Source organism: Austwickia sp. TVS 96-490-7B (assembly GCF_019331795.1).
Lineage (GTDB): Bacteria > Actinomycetota > Actinomycetes > Actinomycetales > Dermatophilaceae > Austwickia.
Genome location: NZ_JAHPZL010000039.1, coordinates 1 through 3,054 on the forward strand (window position 1 = coordinate 1; position 3,054 = coordinate 3,054).

The window sequence follows — 3,054 nt, forward strand, 5'->3', positions numbered from 1 at the left end:
GCCTACCTCCTCAACGGCAGGCCCCGTCAAACCCTGGACTTCGACACCCCCACCGAACGCCTCGATAAACTACTCACCGAAGCAGGCGAGGCACTGACCGGATGAATCCGCCACCCTTCCGCGTACTCCACGCCTCATTGGCGATAATCAGGGGGGGCGATAGGGGCGCCCATGATGGCAAACATACCCCCCTTTCTTATGGCTACCCCGAGAACCGTGCAGAAGATGGTGGTAATAGTTCCGATGATGGAGTACCCGAGAGTATCGCCAATGAAATTAACGGGATCGAACCACGTATTTCCATCAACGTTTGAAGTATAGGTTCCAAGGAAGGAATCTGTAATGTAATAAGCCGCTACGGCGCTCAATATAAAAGATATCCCCGCCTGGAAAGAGGTGTGAGCATATTTTCCAGTTCGTGTCGCGAGATAGGTAGTCAAAAACCACGCCCACCCATTCCCAAGAGTAAATGATAAAAGCGGTGCGCCAAACCATGAACCATGGTTCGCTACGGAGGTCAACAGTCCAAAGAGGGCACCTAACGTTATCAGTATAAAGCGACTCAAGGTCGGTTTCTCCCGTATTGTATTGATGTGGTTGAACGGTGGTATCCCAAGGGTCCTGCAAGTATGTCTCAGCGAGGAAATAAATAAGTTTCTCAGGTGAGCCAGGTGCTTTGGGCGTTATTCACGAGGCATTTCCAGGTCATTCTTGGCTACCAGCCAAGTCGATAGAGCTCGAGTCGGGTGATGACGGCAATGATATCGGGGAGTTCAGTGAGCCTGCCTCGATAGCCGGTGGCGAGAATTTTCCATTGTTTAAGGTGTCCGATGGCGTGTTCGACATGGGCGCGAATACTGGATATCTCTGTGTTGTAGTGTTTATCGTTGTCGGTTCGTTCGTGTCCTTTCTTCTTTTTGAGGGGTGTCAGTGCGCCCTAAGCGATGTAGGCGGTGTCTGCGATCCATGGCGTGTGGTTTTCTGCGAGGATCTGTGACCAGCCGGTGAGGTCGAGAGCAGCAGAGTCATGTCGAGCTCCGGGAACCGGTGTGGAGATCGCTCAGAGTTGTCCTTCCAAGGTGGAAGCGACCTGGATGCTTAAACACTGGCAACGGCGTTGACCGGAGTCGTTGGCTTTGGTGACCTCTTGCCTCTGAGCTGGGCGGTTGCCCGTCGGGATGTACGTGCCGTCGATGAGGATGGCTCGCCCATCACTAGCGGCTTCCTCCATAGACATGCCCGTGAAGGTCAGGGCTTCATCGATGACAAGGAGCATCCTGCGATAGATGCGAGAAGCTGTCGATGGTGAAATATCTAGCAGATCAGCAAGGAACATCTGTGACAGAGTGTTCCGTAGACGTTCCAGGGTGAGGACGACGTGTTCTTTGACGGCCAACCGATGTCTACTGAAGTCCACTCCCTGGGAGTGAAAAATCTCGGTGACCCGCCTGACGAGTTCATCGAGTGCATCGTGATCGAGTCCTGCTGCGCGACTGGTACCGCATCGGTCGCTTTCATGAGAGATGTGAGTCGTCTAACCCCATGATCTCAAAGCGGCCGATGTTTTTATATATGTGTATGGTGACAGGTGTGTATCGATTGTTTCCCGGGGTGCGGGGTGCGGGGTGCTAACGCCTCGTGAATAACGACCTAACTTTCTTGCCAGGTGTTCGGGAATCCCACCTTCCAGATTTGTGGATTAAATAATAATGCTAGTATCCCGATGCACATAATTGCGATGGCACTAGAGAGCGCCACTACTCCTCCATAAGATGAAAGTATAATTCCTCCTAGCGTCGGACTGAGTGGCTGAAGTAGGGTGGCGAAAAATGACATGGAAGACGCAAATCTTCCTTGCATATCATCACTGACTAATGTCATAGCAAACCCACCTATAGACGCATTCGCTGCAGGGGTAGCTAATCTACCAAGTGTCATGAATATTAATATTAATAAATAAGATTCAGTGATAACTGAAATTGTTAGACACAATACGGTTAAAGTAGATGAAAAGGCGAGGATAGCCCCTGGCTTTAGTAAGTCAACTATCCAAGAAGATGCTATCGCTCCCAATAAAGACCCCATGGCAACTGCGCTATCTAAAAACCCTATGTCAGCAAGTGAAAAACCTCGCCTAAGTAGATCCAGATTCAAGGCAAATAAAAAGAGAGAAGAGCCAAAATTAGATAATGCTGCAAAAATTAGGAAGCCTGCAAGAAATGGAGACTTGAAGATAAGCACTAGGCCTTCGTAAATATCCCTGAAAAGAGGGCCGCTAGTGCAGCTTTTTCGCGTGAAGTTAAGCTTCGTTTTAATTTGGTTTATACATGCCGCCTGCATTAATTGAAGAATTGCTGAAAATAAAATTATTACCACTGGTCCTAGGGTAAGTAAAAGTCCACCTACTGGTGCTGCAATCAGGCGTACAGCACTGGTTCGAGCTTGATTTATAGATCGCGCTTTAGGCAATTCAGTCGCGCTTACAATATTGCGCAAGGCGGCTGACTCTGCGGGCTGAAATAAGCAAGATATTACAGCATCAATCACCGCAATGAATACAATTATAAAAAATGCAGAATGAGAGTCTATTAGAATACTTGCACTTCCAAAACTGATGGCTCCAAGAATTGAGCACATAGAGAGAATTTTTCCTGTAGAATATCTATCTACAATAGCACCACCAGGAAGTGAAAAAATCAGGACAATGACGCCGATGATGCTTGAAATGACCCCAGCTCGTGCTGTACTGTTAGTAACATTATAAGCGATAAGCGGCAGGCTAAAACCGAGGAGGGAAGACCCAAAACAGGACAGGGAGCCACTAATCCAAAGCCAATGCCAATCCCTATTATTGCGCAAAGATGACTGATCACTACTTGTAATTTTTTTCATTAAGTACAGCCTTAGGGCGTTATTCACGAGGCATTTCTAGGTCATTCTTGGCTACCAGCCAAGTCGATAGAGCTCGAGTCGGGTGATGACGGCAATGATATCGGGGGGGTCGATGTTCTGCCTCGATAGCCGGTGGCGAGGATTGTCCATTGTGTGAGGTGT

General features: G+C 48.5%; 3 protein-coding genes. All 3 read right to left on the reverse strand.

Annotation, left to right across the window (positions count from 1 at the left end; translation table 11 throughout):
- Positions 1-715 precede the first annotated feature (715 nt).
- A complete protein-coding gene (locus KEM60_RS17060; RefSeq protein WP_219232339.1) occupies positions 716-931 on the reverse strand; it encodes a transposase family protein in 216 nt (71 codons plus the stop codon).
- 129 nt (positions 932-1,060) lie between these two features.
- Positions 1,061-1,417, reverse strand: coding sequence for a transposase family protein (locus tag KEM60_RS15770; protein WP_219232336.1), 357 nt, complete (start codon positions 1,415-1,417; stop codon positions 1,061-1,063).
- A 233-nt stretch (positions 1,418-1,650) separates the two neighbouring features.
- Entirely contained in the window at positions 1,651-2,919 is a 1,269-nt protein-coding gene (locus KEM60_RS15775; RefSeq protein ID WP_219232338.1) for an MFS transporter, read from the reverse strand.
- Positions 2,920-3,054 lie beyond the last annotated feature (135 nt).